This window comes from Cryobacterium mannosilyticum, from assembly GCF_004402705.1.
In the GTDB taxonomy this organism is placed as follows: domain Bacteria; phylum Actinomycetota; class Actinomycetes; order Actinomycetales; family Microbacteriaceae; genus Cryobacterium; species Cryobacterium mannosilyticum.
Genome location: NZ_SOFM01000035.1, coordinates 103277 through 122533 on the forward strand (window position 1 = coordinate 103277; position 19257 = coordinate 122533).

General features: G+C 68.5%; 14 protein-coding genes and 2 tRNA genes. 11 read left to right on the top strand and 5 right to left on the bottom strand.

Annotated elements, in window-relative coordinates; all coding sequences use genetic code 11:
- The first annotated feature begins 57 nt into the window (after positions 1–57).
- Positions 58–462: a DUF7882 family protein gene (locus E3O32_RS11885; RefSeq protein ID WP_241974868.1), complete on the top strand. Its 405-nt coding sequence runs from the start codon at positions 58–60 to the stop codon at positions 460–462.
- Positions 463–484: 22 nt separating this feature from the next.
- Here the strand turns inward: E3O32_RS11885 and E3O32_RS11890 are convergent, their stop codons facing one another.
- A complete protein-coding gene (locus E3O32_RS11890; RefSeq protein ID WP_134509746.1) occupies positions 485–1348 on the bottom strand; it encodes a carbon-nitrogen hydrolase family protein in 864 nt (287 codons plus the stop codon).
- Between the two features lie 153 nt (positions 1349–1501).
- On the opposite strand from E3O32_RS11890, the gene E3O32_RS11895 reads away from it, so the two are divergent.
- The 10 genes from E3O32_RS11895 to adhE all read left to right on the top strand — a co-directional run bounded on the left by E3O32_RS11895 (position 1502) and on the right by adhE (position 14810).
- The gene (locus tag E3O32_RS11895; RefSeq protein ID WP_134509748.1) at positions 1502–2176 is read left to right on the top strand and encodes a response regulator transcription factor; all 675 of its coding nucleotides are present in this window, start codon (positions 1502–1504) and stop codon (positions 2174–2176) included.
- A gap of 13 nt (positions 2177–2189) precedes the next feature.
- A complete protein-coding gene (locus tag E3O32_RS11900) occupies positions 2190–3557 on the top strand; it encodes a sensor histidine kinase (protein ID WP_134509750.1) in 1368 nt (455 codons plus the stop codon).
- Between the two features lie 83 nt (positions 3558–3640).
- Positions 3641–5182, top strand: a complete 1542-nt coding sequence (locus E3O32_RS11905) for a glycosyltransferase family 39 protein (protein WP_134509752.1) — start codon at positions 3641–3643, stop codon at positions 5180–5182.
- Positions 5183–5186: 4 nt separating this feature from the next.
- Positions 5187–5942 (top strand): polyprenol monophosphomannose synthase, encoded by a 756-nt coding sequence (locus E3O32_RS11910; protein ID WP_134509754.1) that lies wholly within the window; start codon positions 5187–5189, stop codon positions 5940–5942.
- A 95-nt stretch (positions 5943–6037) separates the two neighbouring features.
- The gene (locus tag E3O32_RS11915) at positions 6038–6730 is read left to right on the top strand and encodes an NUDIX hydrolase (protein ID WP_134509756.1); all 693 of its coding nucleotides are present in this window, start codon (positions 6038–6040) and stop codon (positions 6728–6730) included.
- A 61-nt stretch (positions 6731–6791) separates the two neighbouring features.
- Complete coding sequence (gene nadA / locus E3O32_RS11920; protein WP_134509758.1) at positions 6792–8108, top strand: quinolinate synthase NadA; 1317 nt, start codon at positions 6792–6794, stop codon at positions 8106–8108.
- A gap of 1 nt (position 8109) precedes the next feature.
- Positions 8110–9783: an L-aspartate oxidase gene (gene nadB, locus E3O32_RS11925; protein WP_134509760.1), complete on the top strand. Its 1674-nt coding sequence runs from the start codon at positions 8110–8112 to the stop codon at positions 9781–9783.
- Positions 9777–10634, top strand: coding sequence for a carboxylating nicotinate-nucleotide diphosphorylase (gene nadC / locus E3O32_RS11930; protein WP_134509762.1), 858 nt, complete (start codon positions 9777–9779; stop codon positions 10632–10634). The genes nadB and nadC overlap by 7 nt, the downstream gene beginning before the upstream one ends.
- Before the next feature lie 7 nt (positions 10635–10641).
- Positions 10642–11787 (top strand): cysteine desulfurase family protein, encoded by a 1146-nt coding sequence (locus tag E3O32_RS11935; protein WP_134509764.1) that lies wholly within the window; start codon positions 10642–10644, stop codon positions 11785–11787.
- Between the two features lie 278 nt (positions 11788–12065).
- On the top strand, positions 12066–14810 hold the full coding sequence (gene adhE, locus E3O32_RS11940) for a bifunctional acetaldehyde-CoA/alcohol dehydrogenase (RefSeq protein WP_134509766.1): 2745 nt from the start codon (positions 12066–12068) through the stop codon (positions 14808–14810).
- Between the two features lie 69 nt (positions 14811–14879).
- Here the strand turns inward: adhE and E3O32_RS11945 are convergent, their stop codons facing one another.
- The 4 genes from E3O32_RS11945 to E3O32_RS11960 form a co-directional block, all read right to left on the bottom strand.
- Complete coding sequence (locus tag E3O32_RS11945; RefSeq protein WP_134509768.1) at positions 14880–15596, bottom strand: maleylpyruvate isomerase family mycothiol-dependent enzyme; 717 nt, start codon at positions 15594–15596, stop codon at positions 14880–14882.
- A gap of 111 nt (positions 15597–15707) precedes the next feature.
- Positions 15708–15784, bottom strand: a tRNA-Met gene (locus E3O32_RS11950).
- Between the two features lie 94 nt (positions 15785–15878).
- Positions 15879–15955: transfer RNA gene (locus E3O32_RS11955), tRNA-Met, on the bottom strand.
- 206 nt (positions 15956–16161) lie between these two features.
- Positions 16162–19074, bottom strand: a complete 2913-nt coding sequence (locus E3O32_RS11960) for a UPF0182 family membrane protein (RefSeq protein ID WP_174774804.1) — start codon at positions 19072–19074, stop codon at positions 16162–16164.
- Positions 19075–19257: the final 183 nt, after the last annotated feature.

The window sequence follows — 19257 nt, forward strand, 5'->3', positions numbered from 1 at the left end:
TCACACCGAATCGCAGGCTCACGAGCGCTTTTTTCAACCGAATGAAAGCGGCAACCCATGGGTTCCTTGACGTACGACCGGGTCACCGTCGAATTCGACGATCGGATCCTGGCGCACCTGCAGATCGTGATCGTGCAGAAACTGCGCCGCGGCGAGAGCTTCCTGCTGTCGTGGCGCAACGCGGCCGAGGCCGGGGACGGCCGCAGTTCCGCCTGGCTGCACCCGGCGATCCCGCTCTATTTCAAGTTCTCCGGCGGCCAGCCGCCCACGATCAATCCGCTCTGGCTGGCCCAGCTCACGCGCTCGGCGAACAGTTCGCAGGGCCTCGTGGCCACCGGCGAGGAGCGGGCGATGGCCGAGCCCGACATCCCCGGCCATCCGGAACGAAATCATCGGCCGGATCAGAAGTTCACCGTGCGCGCCGCCCCCACCTCGCAGGAAACGATCGCCACGGAGAGCTGATCCCGCCAGCGGAGCATGCCTCTCAGCGGGGCTGCACAGTGAACCGCCGGAGCGCCAGCGCCGGGTTCACGGCTCGCACGGCCTCGAGCCGGGTCTTCGAAACCCAGGCGACCGCGACATCCGTCGTCTCGCCGATGGTGACCAGCTCGACCCCCATCGGGTCGACCACCATGCTGTTGCCGACGCCGATGGGCGGGGCGTGGTCGGCGGCCGCGACGTAGACGGTGTTCTCCAGGGCGCGCGCCGTGACCAGGGTGCGCCAGTGCTGTTCCTTCAGCGGACCGCGCACCCACTCGGACGGCACCAGGACGAGATCGGCTCCGGCGTCGACGAGCCGGCGGGTCACCTCCGGGAAACGGATGTCGTAGCAGGTCTGCATCCCGACCGTCAGCCCTTCGACCCGGAACGTCTCCGGCGCCGCAACCGTGCCGGGCAGCACCCAGTCCGACTCCCGGTCCCCGAACGCGTCGTAGAGGTGCAGCTTGCGATACGCCGCGACCAGCTTCCCCGACGGATCGACCGCCACGAGCGTGTTCGAGAACCGATCCGGGTCGGCAGTGACCTCGAGCATGCCGGCGACGACATGCATCCCGAACTCGCCGGCGAGCGCGGCGAGCGCGGTCACGAAGACGCCGTCCAGCGGCTCCGCCGCCGCGACGAACGAGCGGCCCAGCACGGGCTCGAAGAAGGACGAGTACTCGGGGAACACCAGCAGGCGGGCGCCGCGGGCGGCCGCGGTCGCAGCCAGCGCGCGCATGGCCGCGATGTTGCCCGCCAGGTCGGCGCCCGGCCTGAACTGGGCGACGGCAACACCGATCGCGGCGGTGGGATCGGCGGCAGCGGGGTTGTCGGCAGCGGGATCGGCGGCAGCGGCGGAATCGATCATGGCGCCAGCCTAGCTGCCGCTCGAACGTCGACCAGGCTGGCAAGCGGCTGCGATTCCGGCACGGATTCTCCCCTGGCGCACCGCGCCGCCGCGCACGGGGACGATGACGTGCCAGCATGAGGTGACGCGGTTCCGGCAACCGAAAGGCACCCGATGAAGATCTTGGTCGTGGAAGACGATGACCAGATGGGCGAGCTCATCCAGCGCGGCCTGCACGCCGAGGGCTACGAGATCGTCCGGGCCGGCAACGGTATGGACGCGCTGATCGCGATCAATAACGACGATTTCGCCCTCGCCGCGATCGACGTGATGCTGCCGGGGATGAGCGGTTTCGAGATCTGCCGGCGCATCCGAGACTCGGGCAACACGATGCCCGTGCTGCTGATCACGGCCAGGGACACCGTGGAGGATCGGGTGTTCGGCCTGGACAGCGGCGCCGACGACTACCTGACCAAACCGTTCGCCTTCGCCGAGCTCACCGCACGGGTTCGCGCCATGCTGCGCCGGCATTCGATGGGAACCCCGGCGAGCCTCGAGCTCGGCCGCCTGGCCATCGACTCCCGCGACCTCAAGGTGACCGTGGCCGGCCGCATCGTCTCGCTGAGCCCCAAGGAGGTCGCCCTGCTTCGCCTGCTTTGCAGCCACGCGGGTGAGACGGTCGACCGGACGACGATCCTCGAGGAGATCTGGAACGGCACGGAGCACATCGATCCGAACATCGTCGACCAGTACATCAGCTACCTGCGGCGCAAGATCGACTCCGACGCCGCGGGCATCCGCATCGTCACCGTGCGTGGCGCCGGCTATGCGGTCGAGTTGACCCCGTGACGGACGCCTCGACATGAAACTGCCCGGCCTGTCGATCAGGGGCCGCATCAGCATCGGCAGCGTGCTCGTCGCCGCGGTGCTGTTCAGCTCCGCCGCGTTCTTCTTCCGCCTCGAGGTGCAGTCGATCCTGATCGACACGACGGAGACGCTCCTGCGCAACGACGCGGCGCCTCTCGTGGCCGACCTGGTCCGCAACCCGACCGAGCCGATCGACGCGCCGACGGAGGGCCAGCTCATCGCCGTGATCGATCCCGGCGGGGAACTGCACAGGTCCTCCCTCCCCCGGAGCCTGAACAACAGGCTTGATGACCTGGCGGAGATCGGCGAGCATCCGCAGACCGTCGACACCGGCAACACCCGCTACCTGGTCGCCTCGACGATCGCGGTCACCGACACCGGCAACTGGGTGATCGTCACCGCTCGCAATGAGGAGGCACTGTCGTTGCTGCTCGACGAGCTGACCCGGGTGCTGACGATCGGCACGATCGTGCTCACCGTCGGCTTCGGCCTGGCCTCCTGGTTGCTGACCGGCGCCGCGCTGCGGCCGGTGAACCGTCTCCGCGCCGAGGCGGAGAGCCTGAGCACGGCTGGGGCGTCGGCCCATTTGCTCGTGCCCGCCGGAAACGACGAGGTCAGCCGGCTCGCGATCACGCTCAACGACTTCATCGGGCGTCTCCGGCGCGGCGTCGATCGCGAGAAGCAGGTGGTGTCGGATGCCAGCCACGAGCTCCGCACCCCCCTGGCCGTGCTGAAGTCGCAACTCGAGCTCGCCCGCCTCAATTCCGGAGACGCGCCGGCCCTCGAGCAGGACATCGCCGACGCATCCGTCACCGTCGACCGGCTGGCCCGGCTTGCCACCAACCTGCTCGAACTGTCCAAGCTGGAAGGGCAGCAGCCGCCGCCTGAGACTACCTGGAACGGCATCGTCGCCGAGATCTCCGCGTCGGTGGACCGCGCCCGGGTGGTGCGCGACGGCGCGGATCTCGACGTCGACTACCAGGTCGACGGCGAGGATGCCGATGGCCGCTACGCCGTCTCTCCGACAAACGTGGGCCAGCTCGTCGACAACCTCGTCTCCAATTCGATCAGTGCCATGCATGGACGGGGCGAGATCATGGTGACCCTGCACCGGGCCGGGACCGAGGCCGTGATGACCGTGCTGGACACTGGGCCGGGGATGCCGGACGGATTCATCCCGGTGGCCTTCGACCGGTTCTCCCGGCCGGAGCATTCACGGGCGGGTGGCGGCACCGGGTCAGGTCTGGGACTGGCCATCGTGCACGCCATCGTCGATCGCGCCGGTGGGAGGATCTCGCTCCGGAACACCGGCGGCGGGCTTGCCGTGGAGGTCAGGCTGCCGCGCCGCACCGGCGCGTCCTGACTGACCGGGCAACCTGAGAGCCTTCGCAGGCTGCCGTCCGGCCCTCGGGGTAAACGTTAACCCGGGTGTCATAACGTGTTGGTGTGTCTTCCCTCTCCGCGCTCCCGCTCACCGAGGCTCAGCCAGAGCCCCGGCCGCTGCCCGCGCGCGGTCCGCTGCTGCCCGCCGCGCTGCTGGGCCTGCTCGGAATCCTCGTGTCGGCCTTCGGGTCGTGGCAGCCGTCGTACTGGGGCGATGAGGCGGCGAGCGTCATGTCGGCGGAGCGGTCCCTTTCGTCGCTGTTCAGGATGCTGGGAAATGTGGACGCGGTCCACGGTGCCTACTACCTGATCCTGCACTTCTGGATCCAGGCCTTCGGCGCAACCGAGTTCTCGACCAGGCTGCCCAGCGCCATCGCCATCGGGGTGGCCACCGCGGGCACCTACCTCCTCGCGCGCCGACTGACCGGCACCACGGTGGCGACGATATCCGCGCTCGTCTTCGTCGTGCTCCCCCGGGTCACCTACATGGGAGCCGAGGCTCGCTCGACCGCCATGGCGACGGCCATCGCGGTCTGGCTGGTGGTGTTGCTCGAGCACATCGTGCGCCACCCGCCGACCGGCCGCCTCGCCCGCGCCGGGGTCTGGGCCGGCTACTCCGCGCTCCTCGCCGCCGGGATCTATATGTTCCTCTACGTTGTGCTGCTCATCCCGGTGCTCGCGCTCGCAGTATTCCTGCTGGCACCGCGGGACGCCCGGCGGATGGCGACCTTCCGAGCCTGGGCGGTGTCCAGCGTCGCCGGCCTGCTGCTTGCCCTGCCGGTCATGCTCGCCAGTGTGCACCAGCGCGAGCAGATCGCCTTCATCGGCCGCCGCCCGCAGATCGCGGTGCTGGACGCCGCCGTGCAACAGTGGTTCGGGAACGCCCCCCTGGCGGTCGTCGCCTGGGCCCTGGTCGGCGCGGCCGTCGTGACCGTCTTCGTGCTCCGCGGCCGTCGGGCCGACACCCGCGCGACGAAGCATGCCCTCGCCATCGCCTTGGCCTGGATGCTCTTCCCGAGCGCCGTGCTCCTCGTCGGCACACACTTCGTGACCCCCATGTACTCCCTGCGCTACCTGTCGATCTGCACCCCCGCCGCTGCCATCGCGGTGGGAATCGGAATCGCCTGGCTCAAGCCGCGCTGGGCGCAGGCGTCGGTCCTGCTGTTGATCGTGTCGCTCATGCTGCCGGTCTACCAGGCCCAGCGCGGCCAATACGGGAAGAACTTCGGCAGCGACTGGCGCCAGGCAGCGGACATCGTGCAGGCCGGTGCGAGGCCCGGCGACGCCGTCGTCTTCGACGACAGCGTGCGGCCTTCCCGCAAGCCCCGCCTCGCCCTGCACCTCTACCCCGCGGCGTTCCAGGGGATGCGGGACGTGACCCTCACCCGTTCCTACGACTCGACCGGCCACCTGTGGGACCAGACCGCCCCGCTGGCCGCCGTCGGTGATCGCCTCACCGGCACGAACACGGTGTGGGTGCTTCAATACAAGGGCAGCCAGGAATTCACGTCCGGAGACGATATCCGCACACTGCAGCAGCTCGGATTCACGGTCACCGGGTCGACGACCGTCAACCGCACCATCATCATCGAACTGACAAGGTAGCTTCATGGCACAGACTCTGGTCATCATCCCGACCTACAATGAGCGCGACAACCTCGGCCCGATCGTCGGCCGCGTGCGCGCCAGCGTGCCGGATGCCGACGTGCTGGTCGTCGACGATTCGTCGCCGGACGGCACGGGCGCCCTGGCCGACGGACTAGCGGCCTCGGACGCCGCGGTGCACGTGCTGCACCGCACCAGCAAGGACGGCCTCGGCGCCGCCTACCTCGAGGCGTTCTCCTGGGCCCTCTCCCGCGGCTACGACCGGCTCGTGCAGCTCGACGCCGACGGCTCGCACCTCCCTGAGCAGCTCCCCGCCCTGCTCGACGCAGCCGATTCGGCCGACGTCGTGATGGGGTCGCGCTGGATCCCCGGCGGCGAGGTGAAGAACTGGCCGTGGCACCGTCGGGTGCTCTCCCGCGGCGGCTCGATCTACTCCAGGCTGCTCCTGCGGCTGCAGGAGCGGGATGTGACCGGGGGCTACCGGGTCTACACCGCAAACGCGCTGGAGCGGATGAGGCTCTCGAGCGTCGAAAGCCTGGGCTACTGCTTCCAGATCGACATGCTGCTTCACGCCGTTCGCGCCGGACTCCGGGTGGTCGAAGTGCCGATCACGTTCGTGGAGCGCACCCGCGGCTCCTCGAAAATGAGCGGCGGAATCGTGATCGAGGCAATGGCCCGGGTCACGATCTGGGGCCTGACCGGCAAGGGAGCGCGCCGGGTGAGGGCGTTGGAGCCTGCGGCGGCATCCGATCGAGTCTGACCTGCCATTCCGAAGTTGTGAGTTCGGGTCATTCTGACTATATGATGGTGCCACCAGTTAGAGTCACAGTGACCTTTACTTAGTGGATACCGCAGATGACCGCACCAGCACAGGCGACACTCGCCGTCTCGACGGTCATCTTCGCGCTTCGTTCCGACACGGAGTCCGACTTCAAGACCCTCTGGCTTCCGCTCGTGCGCCGCACCCGGGAGCCGTTCCTCGGCCAGTGGGCGCTTCCGGGCGGGAGCCTTCCGGCCGACGAGGAACTCGCGACGGCGGCCGCACGCACCCTCCGGGAGACCACCGGCCTGGCGCCCAAGTACCTGGAGCAGCTCTACACCTTCGGTGACCCCGGCCGCTCCCCCGGCACCCGCGTTGTTTCCGTGGTCTACTGGGCGCTCGTCGAGTCAGGGGAGGCGGCGCTCGCCGTGGACGGCGACAACGTGCAGTGGTTCCCGGCCGACCGGCTCCCCGAGCTCGCCTTCGACCACAACCGGATCGTCGAGTACGCGTTGTGGCGGCTCCGCACGAAGGTCGAGTACTCCCGGATCGCCCACGCCTTCCTCGGCGAGACCTTCACCCTGGCCCAGCTCCGGGATGTGCACGAGGCCGTGCTGCAGAAGGCCCTCGACCCGGCCAACTTCCGCCGAACGGTCGAGTCCTCCGGCACCGTCGTTGACACCGGGGAGCGCGTGGCCGGCGCCCGGCACCGTCCACCCCGCCTCTACCGATACAACGATTCCGTGCGGGCCGTCGACCTGGGCCCGCTGGGTCCGTCGATCGGCTGACCCGGATGCCCGGCCCCCTGATTTGCCGCTTTGGCTTTTCTGACCATCGAGGAGTAACCGTATGACCATCGCATCCGTTGACCAGGCCATCCAGCTGATCAGCACCGGAGCCGCCACGGGCAGCACCTGCAGCCCCGAGCTCGCCGCCGGGCCGTGGGAGTTCGACGCCGGAACACCGGGCTACGGTCCGGGCTCGTCCATGGGCGACGTGATCCCGACCGGATCGCCACGGCAGGGGGCGCTGCCGGAGACCTACCGGGTGGCGTCGCCGGAGGAACTGGCCGACCGCATCCGCGCCGCGAAGAAGACCCTCGGCGACCGGGTGGTCGTCCTGGGCCATTTCTACCAGCGGGACGAGGTGCTCCAGCACGCCGATTTCGTCGGTGACTCGTTCCAGCTGGCCCAGGCCACGAAGAGCCGGCCCGACGCGGAGGCCATCGTCTTCTGCGGCGTGCACTTCATGGCCGAGACCGCCGACCTGCTCTCCACCCCGGCCCAGGCCGTCATCCTGCCCAACCTGGCCGCGGGCTGCTCGATGGCGGACATGGCCGACATCGACTCGGTCACCGACTGCTGGGAACAGCTCGAGGAGCAGTACGGTACGGCCCCGGATGCCGACGGCCGGGTGCCCGTCATCCCGGTCACCTACATGAACTCCTCGGCGGCGCTCAAGGCGTTCTGCGGCGCGCACGGTGGCATCGTCTGCACCTCGTCGAACGCGGAGACCGTGCTCGAGTGGGCGTTCGAACGCGGCCGGCGGGTGCTGTTCTTTCCCGACCAGCACCTCGGCCGCAACACGGCCAAAGCCATGGGTGTGCCGCTCGACCGGATGCCGATGTGGAACCCGCGCAAACTGCGGGGCGGCAACACGCCGGCCGAACTCGACGCCGCTCAGGTCGTGCTCTGGCACGGTTTCTGCAGCGTGCACAAGCGCTTCACCGTGGACCAGATCGACACCGCCCGCCGGGAGCACGCCGGCGTGCGGGTGATCGTGCACCCGGAGTGCCCAATGGCGGTCGTCGACGCCGCGGACGAATACGGCTCCACCGACTACATCACCAAGGCCATCGAGGCGGCTCCCGCAGGGTCGACGTTCGCCATCGGCACGGAAATCAACCTGGTGCAGCGCCTCGCGGCCCAGCATCCGGAACACACGATCTTCTGCCTCGACCCGGTGATCTGCCCGTGCTCGACGATGTACCGCATCCACGCCGGCTACCTGGCCTGGGTGCTCGAGGGTCTGGTCGGCACCGTCGACCGGCCGCCCGTCGTGCTCAACCGGATCCGCGTGTCGGACGACGTCGCGGCGCCCGCCCGCACCGCCCTCGAACGGATGCTCGCGGCCCGGCCGCCCGCACCGGCCCGCCAGGACGCCTGAAATGGCCGACATCCTCGTCATCGGCAGCGGCCTGGCCGGACTGATCGCCGCCATCCGGGCGACCGACGCCGGCCACACTGTCACCCTGGTGACCAAGGCGGCCCTGCCGGACAGCAACACCCGGTACGCCCAGGGTGGCATCGCCGCGGCGATGTTCCCCGACGACTCGGTGGAATCCCATATGGTCGACACCCTGCGGGCCGGGGCGGGCCTCTGCGATGCCGCCGCCGTCCGGGTGCTGTGCACGGAGGGTCCCGCCCGGGTGCGGGACCTCATCCGCTTCGGCGTCGACTTCGACCGGGATGAATCCGGGGTCACCCGCGGACTCGAAGCCGCGCATTCGCGGTCGCGCGTGCTGCACGCCGGCGGCGACGCGACCGGCGCCGCCATCGAGTCCGCCCTGGTCGCCACCGTGCGGGAACGCGCGGAACGGGCCCGCACGCTCACCCCGGGAATCGACGGCGCCGGGCCCCGCCTGCTCGTGCGCGAACACACCATGCTCGTCGACCTCGTCGTGGCGGGCGGCCGGGTGGGCGGCGCGATTCTGCTCGGCCCCGACGGCGAACTGCAGAGCCTCACCGCGGACTCGGTCATCCTCGCCACCGGCGGTGCGGGCTCACTCTACCCGCACACCACGAATCCGGCCCTGGCCACCGGCGACGGCGTGGCAGCGGCCTGGCGGGCCGGCGCGGCAGTCGCCGACCTGGAGTTCTACCAGTTCCACCCGACCGCCCTCGCGGTGCCCGGCACCCCCCTCGTCTCGGAGGCGGTGCGGGGCGAGGGCGCGGTGCTCCACAACGCGCTCGGCACCCGGTTCATGCTCGACGTGCACCCGGGCGCCGAACTCGCTCCCCGCGACGTCGTCGCCCGAAGCATCGCCCATGAGATGGCCGGGCAGGACGGGGCTCCCGTGCTGCTGGACGCCACCGGGCTCGGCCGCGACCTGCTCGAACACCGGTTCCCGACCATCACCGCGGCCTGCCGCCAGGCCGGCCTGGACTGGGCCACCGAGCCGATCCCGGTCGCCCCGGCGGCCCACTACTGGATGGGCGGCGTGCTCACCGATATCTGGGGCAGAACGAGCCTGCCCGGCCTCTACGCGGTCGGCGAGACGGCCCGCACCGGAGCGCACGGCGCGAACCGACTGGCCTCGAACTCCCTCCTCGAGGCGGCCGTGTTCGCCGACCGGGCCGTGCGCGCGTTGGGGGTCTCCCCTGTCGACGGTGTGGACACCGCCGGGGACGCTGGAGCCGACGCCGTCCAGGGCACGTCAGACCCGCGGCCCGCGGCGGCCTTGAGCGGCCGATCGACGCTGCCGTTCGCCGACCGGGAGGGGATCCAGCGAGTCATGTGGCAGTACGCGGGCGTGCTCCGGAGCGGCGAGGGCCTCGCTGCCGCCGCCGCCACCCTGGCCGGCTGGAACCGACCGGCCACCGGCCCGGATGCCGACCCCCGCCTTGATATGCAGATCCAGGCATACGAAGATGCGAACCTCTTCGACCTCGCCCGGATCACCGTGGCGGCGGCACTCGGCCGGGAGGAATCCCGCGGCGCCCACTACCGCTCCGACTTCCCGGCCAGCCGGCCGGAGCTCGCCCATACCGTCGCCTTCAGCCGGGCGACGAAAGACACGACCGAAACGAACACCGAGGCCGAGGAGGCCATCGCATGCTGACCCTGACTGCCATCGACACCGTCGTGCGCGCCGCCCTGGACGAAGATGCCCCCTGGGGCGATGTGACCAGCGAGGTGCTCATCCCCGCCGACGCCGTGGCGACCGCCCAGCTCGTGGCGCGGGAGCCCGGCGTGTTCAGCGGCGGCCCGGTGTTCGCCTCGGCGTTCCGGCTGACCGACCAGCGCATCGACGTGCGCCTGTTCGTGGCGGACGGCGCCGCTTTCAAGCCGGGAGAGGTGCTCGCGGAGGCGTCCGGGCCCGCCCGTGGCATCCTCCAGGCGGAGCGGATCGGATTGAACTTCGTGCAACGGATGAGCGGCATCGCCACGCTCACGGCACTCTATGTCGCCGAGACGGCCGGCACCCGCGCCCGGATCGTGGACACCAGGAAGACCACCCCCGGCCTGCGCGCGATCGAGCGCCACGCCGTGCGGAGCGGCGGCGGCCACAACCACCGCTTCAGCCTGTCCGACGCCGTGATGGCCAAGGACAACCACCTGGCCGTGCTCACCGCCGGCGGCCTCGGGCTCACCGAGGCGCTGCTCCAGGTGCGGGACCGCATTTCGCACACCACGCACCTCGAGGTGGAGGTGGACCGGATCGACCAGATCGAGCCAGTGCTGGCCGCCGGCGTCGACACCATCATGCTCGACAACTTCACGCCGGAGCACCTCGCGGAGGGCGTTCGACTGACCGCCGGCCGCGCCCTGGTCGAGGCCAGCGGCGGGGTCTCGCTGGCCACCGTGCGCGCCATCGCCGAGTCGGGGGTCGACATCATCTCGGTCGGGGCCTTGACCCACAGCGTGCGCTCACTCGACCTCGGCCTCGACATCGCGGTGCTCGAGGGCTGAGCCGCTGATGGTCTACCTCGACAACGCCGCCACCACCCCCGTGCGCCGGGAGGTGCTCGACGCGCTCTGGCCGCAGTTCACCGGCGGGTTCGGCAACCCGTCCAGCCACCACCAGGTGGGCGAGGCCGCGGCCGCCACCCTGCTCGCGGCACGGACGGCGGTCGCCGCGGTCCTCGGCTGCCGCGCCACCGAGGTGGTCTTCACGAGCGGCGGCACCGAGGCCGACAACCTCGCGGTCAAGGGCATCGCGCTCGGGTCGCCCCGCGGCCGGCAGATCATCACGACCCCGGTCGAACACGAGGCGGTGCTCGAGTCGTGCGACTACCTGCGACGCCTGCACGGCTTCGAGATCACCATGCTCGACCCGGATTCCTCCGGCCAGGTCGACCCCGAGCAACTCCGCCGCGTGCTCCGTCCGGAGACGACCCTGGTGTCCGTGCAGTACGCCAACAACGAGGTCGGCACCATCCAGCCGCTCCGCGAGCTCACCGCCCTCAGCCGGGCGGCGGGGGTGCCGTTCCACACCGATGCCGTGCAGGCCGCCGGCTGGCTCTCCCTCTCCATCGCTGAGCTGGACGTCGACGCCCTCAGCCTCTCCGGGCACAAACTCGGGGCCCCCCAGGGGATCGGGGCGGCCTACCTGCGCCGTCGGCTTCCGATCGAACCGCTGGTGCACGGCGGCGGCCAGGAACGCGGCCGCCGCAGTGGAACCGAGAATGTCGCGGGCGCCGTCGCCCTGGCGGTCGCGCTTCGCCTGGCAGAACAGGAACGCGTGGCCGCGTCGGAGCGCGTGACCCGGCTGCGCGACGCCTTCATCGCCACGGTGCTGGCCGGCACGTCCGCCGCCCGGCTCACCGGGCATCCGTCCGCGCGCCTGCCCGGCAGCGCATCCTTCGTCTTCCCCGGCACCAGCGGTGAAGCCGTCCTGCTCGAACTGGAGCAGCGCGGGATCGTCTGTTCAAGCGGCTCGGCCTGTGCGGCGGGCAGCGACGAACCCTCGCACGTACTCACCGCGCTGGGGCTCCCGGCGGAGGAGGCGCTCACCGCCGTGCGGTTCACCCTGGCGTCGGGCACGACCACCGCCGAAGCCGGCCGGGCCGCGGCCGCCGTGCAGGACGCCGTCGCGGCCGTGCAGCACCTCGGCCGCCGCTGATCCGGCATCCGCACCACGCCCGTCCACACGACGCCGGCGCCCGCGCGGGAACGCTCGCGGGCGCGCCCGCGTGAAGGGGGACCTCGTATTCCCCCTCTGGAGAAAAAAGTTCAAAAATCTTCCGAGGCCGAAATCAGCGGAAACATCAGCATAAATGCATCAATGTATCTCTGTTGACGGCCTAGCCGCCCTACCCCTGATGCTCGGCCCCCGTCGCGGGGTCGTAGAATTACGCTAAGAGGCGAAAAGCCCAAGTTGGGCTGCCGAAGAGGGGCACCATGACAATAATCGACAAACCAGTCACCGAGTCACTTGCAACAACAATTGACACCCTGGTTAAAGGCGCGAGCGAAGCACTGCTCGAATATGCCAATTTCACGCAGGAACAGATCGACCACATCGTCAAGAAGGCGTCGGTAGCGGCCCTCAGCAAGCATGCCGAACTGGCTGTTCACGCTGTAGAGGAAACCGGCCGCGGCGTCTTCGAAGACAAGGCCGTGAAGAACCTCTTCGCATGCGAGCACGTTACGAACTCCATGCAGAACCTTAAAACAGTCGGCGTTATCAGCCACGACGAAATTACCGGCATCACCGAAATCGCCGAGCCGGTCGGTGTTATCTGCGGAATCACCCCGGTGACGAACTGCACCTCGACCGCAATCTTTAAATCCCTTATCGCCCTCAAGACCCGCAACCCGATCGTGTTCGGCTTCCACCCCGCAGCACAGCAGTCCTCCGCTGCCGCCGCACGCATTGTGCGCGACGCGGCCATCGCCGCCGGCGCACCGAAGAACTGTATCCAGTGGATCGAAGTTCCTTCACTCGAAGCCAGCACCCTGCTGATGAACCACCCGGGCGTGGCCACCATCCTCGCGACCGGTGGAAACGCCATGGTCCGCGCGGCCTACTCCTGCGGCAAGCCCGCCCTCGGTGTCGGCGCCGGCAACGTGCCGGCGTTCATCGAGAAGAGCGCCAAGCTCAAGCGTGCCGTCAACGACGTCGTGCTCTCGAAGGCCTTCGACTACGGCATGATCTGCGCTTCGGAGCAGGCCGTCATCATCGAAGAGCCCCTCTACAACGAGGCCATGGCCGAGTTCAACCTCCTCCACGCCTACCGGGTCACCCCGGCCGAGAAGACCATGCTCGAAGAGTTCATCTTCGGCGTGCAGGCCAACTCGGAGAACTGCGGCGGCGCCAAGCTGAACGCCTCCGTCGTCGGCAAGTCGCCGGTCTGGATCGCCCAGCAGGCCGGATTCACCGTTCCGGAAGACACGTCGATCATCCTGGTCGAGGTTGCAAGCGTTGGACCGCACGAGCCGATGACCCGCGAGAAGCTCGCCCCGGTCCTCGCCGTGCTGCACGCCAAGGACACCGAAGAAGGCATCTCGCTCTCCGAGCAGATGGTGGAATTCGACGGTCTCGGCCACTCGGGCTCGATCCACAGCGAGAACCCCGCGATCATCGAGGAGTTCGGCAAGCGCGTCAAGGCCGTTCGCATCATCACCAACGCCCCCAGCTCGCTCGGCGGCATCGGTGACATCTACAACGCCTTCATCCCCTCGCTGACCCTCGGTTGTGGCTCGTACGGCCACAACTCCGTGTCGAACAACGTGTCGGCGATCAACCTCATCAACGTCAAGCGGATCGGTCGAAGGAACAACAACTTGCAGTGGTTCAAGGTCCCCGCCAAGACGTACTTCGAGCCGAACGCCATCCGTTACCTGACGGACATGCGCAACGTGGAACGCGTCACCATCGTCACCGACGCGACCATGACCAAGCTCGGCTTCGTCGACAAGATCCTCGACGTGCTCAACCGCCGCGAGAACCGCGTGTCGCTGCAGATCATCGACAACGTGCTCCCCGAGCCGACCGTGTCCGCCGTCACCAAGGGTGCTGAAGAGATGCGGGCCTTCAAGCCCGACACGATCATCGCCCTCGGCGGCGGTTCGCCGATGGACGCCGCCAAGGTCATGTGGCTCCTCTACGAACACCCCGAAATCGAATTCTCCGACATGAAGGAAAAGTTCTTCGACGTGCGCAAGCGCGCGTTCAAGTTCCCCGACCTCGGTGAACTCGCCAAGCTCGTCTGCATCCCGACCACCTCGGGAACCGGCTCAGAGATGACACCGTTCGCCGTCATCACGGACGAGGTCAGCGGAGTGAAGTACCCGCTCGCCGACTACGCGCTGCTGCCGACCGTCGCGATCATCGACCCGTCGCTGACCGCTGCGATGCCGTCGTTCCTCGTCGCCGACTCAGGCTTCGATGCCCTGACGCACGCGACAGAGGCTTACGTCTCCGTCTACGCGAACGACTTCACCGACGGCCTCTGCCTGCACGCGATCAAGCTCATCTTCGAGAACATCGCGATCAGCGCCAACGGCACGGCGAACAGCACGGATGCCGGCGTCATCAAGGCCCGCGAGAAGATGCACAACGCGTCCTCGATCGCCGGAATGGCTTTCGGTAACGCGTTCCTCGGTATTTGTCACGCGATGGCCCACGTCACGGGTGCGCAGCTCCACTTGATCCACGGTCGAGTGAACGCCACGTACCTGCCGCACGTGATCCGTTACAACGGGCTCATCCCGACCAAGCTGACCAGCTGGCCCAAGTACGAGAGCTACATCGCTCCCGAGCGTTTCCAGCAGATCGCCAAGCACCTCGGCCTCCCGGCCTCGACGCCTGAAGAGGGCATCGAGTCCTACGCCCAGGCAGTCGAGAAGCTGCGCGACCAGGTCGGCATCAAGCCGTCCTTCCAGGCCCAGGGCGTCAACGAGGAAGACTTCATCGGTCGCCTCGACGCCCTCGCGATGGGCGCCTACGGCGACCAGTGCGCACCGGCCAACCCGCGCATGCCGATGCTCGCCGACATGAAGACCATCATGGAAGCCGCGTACTACGGCACCTCGTTCAAGGAGGTGCGCGCCAACCGCGCCGCCGTCGTGGACGAAGCGATCAAGACCGGCGCCGAAGAGCACGGCGACGCCAAGAAGCCCGCACGCAAGGCAGCGAAGTAGGCCTGACCGCCCACTGAACGCAGAACGGTCCCGCACCCAAAGGTGCGGGGCCGTTCTGCATGCCGGCGTTCAGAGCCAGCGCGGCGGCGCAGGGATGTCCCCCGCGGCGGCAGATACTCCCAGTGAGCCTCTGCCGGCGGCCCAGGCGGTCAGGGCGGCGAGGGACCCGCGCAGCTGCACCCCCGCATCCGCAGCCCCGCTGGAGGCGCTCTCGGAGTCGGTGGGCGTCAGACGGATGCCCGGCTCGCCCCTGGCCTGCCAGGCGCCGGTGATGTCGCCGAGGATGCGCTCGAGCACCGGTGCCGGGATGTCCTGGAATGAGGCGCCCGTGTTCAGGTCGATCGCGTGGATCCACACCTCCCGGGTGCGCATCCACCGCGTTTCCGACGCGGGGACCATGGCGCCCTGGCCGTTCCGCACCGGGTGCTCCCACCGGGATTCGGGCACGTCCCCCCAGCACCTGTCCAGGCGGGCCGCCGAGTCGGCGAAGAGTCGCCGCAGCGCGCCGGGGGCGAGGAGCGCGCCATCCCTGATCTCGGTGTTGCGCACCGCCGCTGAGGCGTACATCGGCGTCTCGACGCCGGTGGAGGCCCACTGGGCCAGCCGGCCGAGGGCGAGGGCGTTGTAGCAGACGTGGGCCACGACGTGGGCACGGGTCCAGCCGGGAAGCAGGGACTCCCCGGCCAGCGCGCCGTCCGGAAGTGCGTCGAGCCCGCGGCGGAAGAACTCGGTGCCGAGGCTGGCGGCCTGCACCGTGGCGGTCGGGTCAGACGGACGCAGAGGCATTCAGCTCTCCCTGGATCACTGGAGGATCCCGGTTGACCGCCCCGCGCCTATCCTCGCAGGACCGGCCGGGAATGAGAAAACCCCCGGAATCGCGAGGATTCCGGGGGTTATTGGTTGCGGGGGCAGGATTTGAACCTACGACCTCTGGGTTATGAGCCCAGCGAGCTACCGAACTGCTCCACCCCGCGCTACAAGAACCAATCTACCACAGCCCCGCTAGTTCACGGCCCAGGCGGCCGAGCATGAGAAAACCCCCGGAATCACAAGGATTCCGGGGGTTATTGGTTGCGGGGGCAGGATTTGAACCTACGACCTCTGGGTTATGAGCCCAGCGAGCTACCGAACTGCTCCACCCCGCGCTACGAGTACAAATTTACCACAACCTCGCGAACCGGCCGACCACAACCNAGTACAAATTTACCACAACCTCGCGAACCGGCCGACCACAACCCCCGTTTTCACTGGTCCCCGACGCCGAAACGCGGGCGCCGTACCGCTCCCCCAGATGGAAGAACCACCGGCGGAGCGGCACGGCACCCGCGCGTGGCGGATGGTGCCTGCCGGGCTACCCCAGCAGTGCCAGCATGCTGGCGATGGTGTCGGCCAGCTTCTTGTCCGCGGTGCCGTAAGCGGCGAAGTCACCGGCGGACAGGGCCGCCTGCTTGTCGCTGAGCGCCTGCTTGGCGACGGCGAGGAGCGACTTGAGCTGGGCATCCTTCGCCGGGTCGCCGGTCGACGTCGGCGGCGTTGTCGTCCCGGTGGCCGGCGGGGTCGTCGTGGTCGGCGGTGTCGTCGTGGTCGGCGGCACGCTGGTGTCGCCGGCGTTCGCTCCGGAGTCACCGCCGAAGAGCACGTCGAGCGCCTTGTCGAGGGTGTCCTCGAACGCGATCTGGTCGCCGAACGCCACGAGCACCTTCTGCAGCAGCGGGTAACTGGTCTCACCGGTCGACTGCACGTAGACGGGCTGCACGTAGAGGAGTCCCCCGCCGACGGGCAGTGTGAGCAGGTTTCCGTTGAGCACCTTCGACTGGCCCTGCTTGAGCAGGTTCAGCTGGGTGGACACGGTCGGGTCGGCGTTGAACTTGGCCTGCACCTGGCCCGGACCGGGGACGGTGTCGTCCTTCGGCAGGGTGAGCAGTCTGATCTTGCCGTAGCCGGCGGCACGCTTGCCGTCGGTGGACCCGGCATCCGCATCGACGGCCAGATAGCCGGTGAGCACGTTACGGCTGGTCGCGCCGGTCGCGTCAGGGATGAAGGTCGAATACAGCGTGAACGCCGGCTTCTCCGACCCCGGCACCTGCATGGTGAGGTAGTACGGCGGCTGCAGGGTCGTGTTCGTCGACGGCGACACCGGGTCGTTCGGGGTGGTCCACGCGTCGTCGACCGAGTAGAACGAACCGGGGTCGGTGACGTGGTACTTGCCGAGCACCTTCCGCTGCACCTTGAACAGGTCCGCGGGGTAGCGCACGTGGCTCATCAGGTCACCGCTCATCGCGCTCATCGGCTTGAGCGTCGATGGGAAGATCTTCTGCCACGTCTTCAGGATGGGCTCCTTGTCGTCCCAGGCGTAGAGCGTGACGGAACCGTCGTAGGCGTCGACCGTGGCCTTGACGGAGTTGCGCATGTAGTTGACGTTGTCGAGCGCGAACGGCTGGGGCGGCGTCTCGGTGTCGGCGATCGCGTCGCTCAGCCCGACCGGGGTCGAGTACGGGTAGCCGGCCGAGGTGGTGTAGCCGTCGATGATCCACTTCAGGCGCCCGTCGACGACGGACGGGTAGGCGTCCGAGTCGAGCGTGAGGTACGGCGCCACCTTCTGCACCCGGGTGACCGGGTCGCGGTCGTAGAGGATCTGCGACTTCTCGTTCACGTCGTTGGCGAGGAAGATCTGCTCGGACTGGAACTTCAGGGCGTAGATCAGCTTGTTGAAGGCGTTGTCGAGCTTCGGACCGCCGTTGCCGGTGAAGGTCGTGTAGGTCTGCTGGGCGCCCTCCGTGCCGGACGGGTAGTCGAGTTCGACCGGCTTGCTGCCCTCAGGGGCTCCCACGATCGAGTAGGTCGGCGAGCTCTCGCCGAAGTACACCCGCGGCTCGTACTTGCCAAGCGACCCGCTGCTCGGGATGCCGGACTCGAGGAACACCGGCTGGCCGTCGGCCGACCGCTGGTTGCCGTAGGCAGCCACGACGCCGTACCCGTGGGTGTAGACGATGGTCGAGTTCACCCAGGTGGCTCCGGCGTTGAGGCCGGACAGCTTGAGGTCTCGCACGGCGACCACGGTGTCCTGGGACTTCTTGTCGATCGTGTACCGGTCGACGTCGAGGTTCGACGGGAACTGGTAGTACTGCTTGAACTGCTCGAGCTGGCTGAACGCGTCGCTGACCAGGGCCGGGTCGAGGATGCGGATGTTCGCGGTGGTCTCGGCGTCGGCGCGGAGCGCGCCGGGCTCGGCCGTGGTGCTCGCGTTGTAGGGGACCTCCTCGACCTTGTCGAGGCCGTAGGCGTCCCTGGTGAGGTCGATGTTGCGTTTGATGTAGGGCGACTCGAGCGTCTTGGCGCTGGGGACGACCTGGAAGCGCTGCACCACCCACGGGTAGAGCGAGCCGAGCAGCAGGCTGCTCACGATCAGGAGCGCGGTGCCGATGACGGGCAGGCGCCAGCGGCCGATGACCGCCGTGACCAGGAACAGGATGGCGACGACGGCCGCGATCCCGGCGAGGATCGCCCGCCCGGGGATGGTGGCGTTGACATCGGTATAGCCGGCGCCGGTGAACAGCTCGTTCGTGTCGGTCAGGGTGGAGTACTGGTCCAGCCAGATGCTCACCGCCTGGAGCAGCAGGTAGAGGCTGGCGGTGACCGCGATCTGGATCCTGGCCGCACGGGCGACGAGCACGTCACGTCCGCTGACCCGGATCGAACCGTAGAGGTAGCTGGTTGCGGCAGCCACGATGGCCGCGATCAGCACGACGGCCGACGCGAAGCCGAGCAGGGCCTGGAAGAACGGCAGGTCGAACAGGTAGAACGAGACGTCGAAACCGAACTGGGGGTCGGTCTTGCCTGTGGGGGTGCTGTTCAGCCACATCAGCACGACCTGCCAACGGGTCGCGGCGGCAACGCCGGCGAACAGGCCGAGCAGTGCCGGGATGCCGTACATGGCGAGGCGGCGCAACGGCTCGATGACCTGCTGGTACCGGTCGAGCTGCGAGTTCAGCTTGGCGTAGACGGGGCGGAGCCGGTAGGCGACCTGAATACTCACCCAGACCGGGAGGGCCATCGCCACGAAGCCGATCAGGAACAGCACCGTGCCCGCGAACCACTGGGTGGTCAGCACGCTGAGGAAGCCGAGCTGGTCGAACCAGAGCACATCCGCGTACAGTCCGGCGAAGATGAAGAACACAATCACCAGCCCTGCGATGATCGCGGCCGTGATGGCGAGGGGGGCTCTGCTCCGTCGGGGGGTGCCCGCGGATGAATTTGTGCTCACGAATTGGCCTCTTGCTCTGTCCGATAAGGGTCAACGTCTAGTCTAGACAGGGGTTTCGTTCCCTACCTGCACGTTGACCGCGAGGCGCAAACCTCCCCCGGAAGGGAACTGCTCCGGCAGAGGCAGAGGCAGGGGCGAACGCGCGGCGCGCAGGTGCCAGTGCTCCCCGGTGCGGGAAACAAC